This window comes from Bacteroides sp. 11BF (assembly GCF_019633765.1).
GTDB classification, from domain to species: Bacteria; Bacteroidota; Bacteroidia; order Bacteroidales; family Bacteroidaceae; genus Bacteroides; species Bacteroides hominis.
Map to the genome: position 1 here is coordinate 1 of NZ_JAFKPJ010000044.1, position 5,075 is coordinate 5,075.

Here is a 5,075-nt window from a genome sequence, read left to right on the forward strand (position 1 = left end):
ATCTATTGAAAAGAAAAGAGTTATTAACGAAGCAGGATAACGGACAAGCCGTTCCCTGCTGAACCATTACCAACAAATAGCGTACATATATGAATGATGTAACAAAAGTAAGAATAGTATATGAATGTAGCATAATAGGTATTGTTTTGCTGACATTCTTAAAAGGTATGTTCCCATACATGGGAGCATGGTGGCGAGTAGCCCTTATTGCTTCACTTGTAGGATTGTGGTTTTCACTATCTTATCTGAAACAGCATAATTATAAATGGGGGTTCAATTACATAGGAAATCATTTATACATTAACCTCTTATTGAAAGTACAGAAGTGGTTTCAGAACGCTACAATCATAGCCTTATTGATACCTGTATTCTTAAAAGACCTCTTGTATAATCAATATTGCTTAGTAGCATATATATTGCTTGTAGGTATGTTCTTGGGCGTGAAGCTGGCTACTTACACAGTAGAGTACGCTATATATAAAAGTAAATTCATTGGTAACAAGGAAAGATAACCCCTGAATGGTGTTCCTTTCCAAACCATTATCAACCATAAAGCGCATAAATATGTACGAAGAATTTTTAGAAAAGAGCCTCAATAATAAGAGGCAGGCAGTAGATGATACTTTTATTGCCAAATACGCCGATTTGTCCTACCCCGAACTGAATACTTTATGGCAGGAAGTCGGGCTGGGCAGTTATTGTAATGGGCTGTTTAAGCTTATCAATCCGTCCGATTACCAAGATGTGATAAACTCCTGTTATGAGAAGGAAGATGACAAATCGTTTCTGCCATTCATGTGTACGGCTTTCGGCGATGTCTTTGCCTATGTAAAGAACCCAAGACTGAATAATTACGTTGTTTATCTGAATGTCAGATACGGAACATATTTAATACTTCCTGCCAATCTTCGTGCAATTTTTAATAAGGTAATGGTAAATCAAAGTTTCTTGAAAGGTTGGTTTGACTTAGAAAATTATCCTGTAATACAAGAGAAACTCGGAACTCCCGACAATGACGAATGTTTCGGGTATTCCCTACTGTTGGCTATGGGAGGAAGTGAGGACATTGAAAACATCAAGATAGTCAAGACTATTCCGTACATTGACATCTGCACACAAACAATCGGTGAATTTGAAGTTGCAGATAAATATTGAGTATAGAACTGGTTGATAACAACGCAGGATAACGGACGAGCCGTTCCCTGCTAACCATTATTGCTAACTTAATTAAGGAAGTATGGAATTTACATTAAATATAGTATATGGTGGAGAACTTAATGCATCTAAAGCCTTAAGTCCCTTTGTGCGCAATATGAGGAAAATTATAAAAGATACATTTACTTCATTTGAAAATGAAGCTGTTACCATGTTTAAGGTAACATTGTTTTTTGATGGTGATATTTCATCCTATTATAACGGAACAGGAATATATCAACCAAGATATTACAATGTTAAAAAAGAATATGTGGTTAGTTTTTGCATTGACAGGACACAATGGACTGGGAATAAGGAAAAAGATTTAAACTATTTCATTTTTACAATAACAAGTTTGATGATTAAAAATGGAGATTTGATTTTGAATAAATTGGCTAAATATAAGTACGCATTTGATATTAATTCATACAAGCATTGTGTTGATATTTGCAGCAAAAAGATGAATGATATAGTGAATGAAATATAGCAATAACAAGCACCTGTTCCGCCTAACGGCGGCAAGCTGCAACCCATTAACATCAAAAAGCAGTGTACCATAATGGAAACAAGAGATAAACTTTTTACAGAAGAACAGTATTTGAAGCAACTGAAAATGTATGATGAAGATATTAGTTATTATGAACAAATGCATCTTTCAGGAAAACATATAGGTTACGATTCTTTGTTCAATTATAGGCTTCGTTATTTATTAGTACAGTATTCTATGGGACAGGATATTGATAAGCTGAAAAACAATTATGTGAAAGCCCTCAAAACAATGCCGAGATTTTGGACGGACAACGGATTTTATATTGAAATGTTGTGGCTTCTGTCAATAGGCATTATGTTGGATTACGAAGACGACCTTATACATGGTCTGGTGCAACTGATAAAAGACAGAGAAGCTAAAGACTATATTTATGATACATTGATTAGATACAGATTTCCTGATTGGGAAAGGACAACAAACCAAGTATTATATCCGTCACCCTATCGAATTGCTATCACTGTTACAGAGTTGGCTGAACAAGACAAAGCAGAAGCGGTGAAACGATTGGAAAAATACCTCAAAAAAGAATGGTATCGAGGACATTCTGATTTATCTTGGCATGACGACCATAAATATGGTATCAACCATGACGGTTATTGGTGTTTTGAAAGCGGTGCATTGGTCAAGGTCTTGGGGCTGGATGATAGCAGCCTGAAAGGGTTGCCCTACTATCCATACGACATGGTACACTGGAATGACAATATTAAATGAAGAAAAGGTATGAGTTACTCTGTTTGTGCATATTTGACAGAAGCCGATAAGGTAAAGTCTGTTTATGGAACTTGTGATAATCAGCTTATAAACCAATTAAAGGTTGCGTTGAAGCAGGAACTTGACACTCTGAACGATTATTTCAGCGATAGCCTGAACACGGATAAAGATGCTTATGCAGCGTTGGCAGATATAGTGAACGGAGAAATCCGTTATCCCGAAATTGCTTTCATGTACGGGTATGTATATGAAAAGATTTGCAACCATTATGGAACGCAAATCTACTGTGCGGAAAACCTTTGGCAATTGGATAGCCAAAGTACATTCATCCCTATTCCATTGAGCAGTGATTTTCCCTATATCATCAGCATACCCGTTTCAGATTTGGAGAGCAAGCGGACGGAATACACCTCACTACAAGAGGGTAACGGTATCGGAGATTATGATTACGAGCAGGAAATGGACGACTTGAATTTCATTTTCGATGAAGCCGTTGAAGCGCAAAAAGACCTTGTTATTATGGTGTATTGATATGGTACACTGGAATGAGAATAAAATATGATGTTAACGAAGCAGGATAACGGACAAGCCGTTCCCTGCTAAACCATTACCAACTAAAATATATAAATCATGAATAGAGAAACATTATTTGAAAGCTTTTATACAAAAGCAGAAAAAGCGATTAAGAAAATGGGGAAACAAAACATCAAAGATATCTATGCTATTTCCTTTTGGAAAGATAATCTTGAAGACGACCCCCGATGTCCTGTTATTACAATAGGCTATAACACTTTAACTCAAGTGGAAGTAGCAAAAAGGAATGCCAGTAGTTTAATGGAAGCCAAATGGAATTATGCTTTTTGGCTACAAAACGAAGTGGGTACTATTGGCGGCAATGATAAGAATCTCCGTCTGTATTTTAAAGAAGCCAATTTATTCTATACTCAACAAGAGTATTCGAGAGCCGAAAAAAATGGAGAAGAAAATAAGTTGGATGAACAAGACGACCAAATGCAGTCGGTCTTTATGGATATTATCATTTCTGTTATTCAAGAACTTCATAAAAAAGGTGTCATAAAAGAGCAATTAGGTAAAGAAGTTCCTGTCATTGTTCACGAATTGGAATATTACGACTTACCTATTATGTGGACTACAAGAAGTAATCCGAAATCATTGATTGATGAGTTCTTGAAATCTTATAATGATGGATGTTTATAAAAAGTTGGTAACAAGCGAATGAGCTGCCCTAACGGTCTGCTATTCACAACCCATTATCAATAATTGAACAGAAACGCAATGACAAAGGAAGAAGCATATACTTTATTAAGTTTCCATTCTTGTAGAAACAATGATATAGAAAATGAGAAATGGGAAAATGGATTTCTTGGTTCACTTCGTCCATTTCAAGGGAAACTATATGAGTGTAATTTTATCGAGATAATGGAATGTCTTAAAGTTCTTGCGGATGATTTTATGAAGCCGACAATCAAACAAACCCTATTAAGTGATGTGTATAGCATTATACATTTGGGTAAGAGGTGGATTGACGGGGCTGATTTTGTTACACAAGAGCAGCAAAAGCAAATCATAAAATGGGTTGATATGATACAAGATTGTTTCTACTACCTATTAGAAAGAGATGTTGATACTGCGTTTCTTGAATATGAAGAATATAGAATTAGTACACGATATGAGAAATGAAATTTTACAGTTGAAAGATTTGGGTCGTATGCCTAATGAAAGCATCAATGATACAGAGAGTATTGATGAATTAGTAAATACTTATGATGCCTTATTAGAACAAATACAACTTCCCATATCATTTGATGAAGCTATGGTGTTGGTACAAATCTTTCCTGAAAATGCTTTTTATGATTTGCAGTGGAGTTTATTAAAACTTGTAGAGTCTGTTTGCGTTGATGATGAGAATAAGTATATTCAGTTAATAAACTCTTGCCCAAGCCAAGAATGGCGGGACACTCTAAATGCTCGCTATGCAAATTATAAAAGGCACAAGGGGTAAAGTAAGTTCATAACAAGCCGGGATAACGGACTAACGCCGTTCCCCGCCAAGCCATTACTAACAATACGAATAACTCTTTATGATAAAATTCATTTTAGATGCGATGTATTATCAGATATTCATATTTAATAGGGATAAATTTATATTGGAAAATCCACATGAGCGGACGATACAGATAATATGTGGAATATTATTTCTTCCTGTTATAGTATTGGCATATCTACTGATAGAGGAGAATTTCAATTATAAAACCCCTTTTGTGTTTTTCATCATAATCTATGTTTTATTATACAAGACATTCTGTTCGTATTATATCAAAAGGAAAAAAGGTATGGAAATTATAAGGAGTAAACCTCTGATATTTAATAGCCAAAAGGTTTCTTCCTTCATATCATGGATGATTTATCCCATTTTGGTTGTATTACTTTATTTTATAATAACACATCGTCATTGGCTAAAAATTATACAATAAAGATTTAATAAGTTAGTAACAACGAAAGATAGCATCTGACGATGCTCCTTTCTAATCATTAATAACAACTTAAAGATGAACATAAAAAACAAGATATACCATACAGCCTATTTTCTCCTATTCGG

General features: G+C 34.9%; 9 protein-coding genes. All 9 read left to right on the forward strand.

Features of this window, described 5'->3' with window-relative positions; translation table 11 throughout:
- Positions 1–89: 89 nt before the first annotated feature.
- The 9 genes from JZY04_RS20635 to JZY04_RS21585 all read left to right on the forward strand — a co-directional run bounded on the left by JZY04_RS20635 (position 90) and on the right by JZY04_RS21585 (position 4,950).
- The gene (locus tag JZY04_RS20635; protein WP_004329681.1) at positions 90–512 is read left to right on the forward strand and encodes a hypothetical protein; all 423 of its coding nucleotides are present in this window, start codon (positions 90–92) and stop codon (positions 510–512) included.
- A 52-nt stretch (positions 513–564) separates the two neighbouring features.
- Complete coding sequence (locus tag JZY04_RS20640; RefSeq protein ID WP_032535959.1) at positions 565–1,155, forward strand: T6SS immunity protein Tdi1 domain-containing protein; 591 nt, start codon at positions 565–567, stop codon at positions 1,153–1,155.
- 82 nt (positions 1,156–1,237) lie between these two features.
- The gene (locus JZY04_RS20645) at positions 1,238–1,681 is read left to right on the forward strand and encodes an Imm12 family immunity protein (RefSeq protein WP_005787127.1); all 444 of its coding nucleotides are present in this window, start codon (positions 1,238–1,240) and stop codon (positions 1,679–1,681) included.
- 72 nt (positions 1,682–1,753) lie between these two features.
- Positions 1,754–2,455 (forward strand): PoNe immunity protein domain-containing protein, encoded by a 702-nt coding sequence (locus tag JZY04_RS20650; protein ID WP_007480240.1) that lies wholly within the window; start codon positions 1,754–1,756, stop codon positions 2,453–2,455.
- Between the two features lie 9 nt (positions 2,456–2,464).
- Complete coding sequence (locus JZY04_RS20655) at positions 2,465–2,986, forward strand: hypothetical protein (protein WP_007480238.1); 522 nt, start codon at positions 2,465–2,467, stop codon at positions 2,984–2,986.
- A 99-nt stretch (positions 2,987–3,085) separates the two neighbouring features.
- Positions 3,086–3,673, forward strand: coding sequence for a hypothetical protein (locus JZY04_RS20660; protein ID WP_032535957.1), 588 nt, complete (start codon positions 3,086–3,088; stop codon positions 3,671–3,673).
- Positions 3,674–3,751: 78 nt separating this feature from the next.
- Positions 3,752–4,156 (forward strand): hypothetical protein, encoded by a 405-nt coding sequence (locus JZY04_RS20665; protein WP_032535956.1) that lies wholly within the window; start codon positions 3,752–3,754, stop codon positions 4,154–4,156.
- Positions 4,146–4,478, forward strand: coding sequence for a hypothetical protein (locus JZY04_RS20670; protein WP_032535954.1), 333 nt, complete (start codon positions 4,146–4,148; stop codon positions 4,476–4,478). The genes JZY04_RS20665 and JZY04_RS20670 overlap by 11 nt, the downstream gene beginning before the upstream one ends.
- Before the next feature lie 79 nt (positions 4,479–4,557).
- On the forward strand, positions 4,558–4,950 hold the full coding sequence (locus tag JZY04_RS21585) for a hypothetical protein (protein ID WP_007482662.1): 393 nt from the start codon (positions 4,558–4,560) through the stop codon (positions 4,948–4,950).
- Positions 4,951–5,075: the final 125 nt, after the last annotated feature.

Excerpts from the sequence above, each read along its gene's own strand:
- JZY04_RS20635 (WP_004329681.1), top strand. The coding sequence starts at position 90 with ATGAATGATGTAACAAAAGTAAGAATAGTATATGAATGTAGCATAATA.
- JZY04_RS20665 (WP_032535956.1), top strand. The coding sequence starts at position 3,752 with ATGACAAAGGAAGAAGCATATACTTTATTAAGTTTCCATTCTTGTAGA.
- JZY04_RS20640 (WP_032535959.1), top strand. The coding sequence starts at position 565 with ATGTACGAAGAATTTTTAGAAAAGAGCCTCAATAATAAGAGGCAGGCA.
- JZY04_RS20670 (WP_032535954.1), top strand. The coding sequence starts at position 4,146 with ATGAGAAATGAAATTTTACAGTTGAAAGATTTGGGTCGTATGCCTAAT.
- JZY04_RS20655 (WP_007480238.1), top strand. The coding sequence starts at position 2,465 with ATGAGTTACTCTGTTTGTGCATATTTGACAGAAGCCGATAAGGTAAAG.
- JZY04_RS20645 (WP_005787127.1), top strand. The coding sequence starts at position 1,238 with ATGGAATTTACATTAAATATAGTATATGGTGGAGAACTTAATGCATCT.
- JZY04_RS20650 (WP_007480240.1), top strand. The coding sequence starts at position 1,754 with ATGGAAACAAGAGATAAACTTTTTACAGAAGAACAGTATTTGAAGCAA.
- JZY04_RS21585 (WP_007482662.1), top strand. The coding sequence starts at position 4,558 with ATGATAAAATTCATTTTAGATGCGATGTATTATCAGATATTCATATTT.
- JZY04_RS20660 (WP_032535957.1), top strand. The coding sequence starts at position 3,086 with ATGAATAGAGAAACATTATTTGAAAGCTTTTATACAAAAGCAGAAAAA.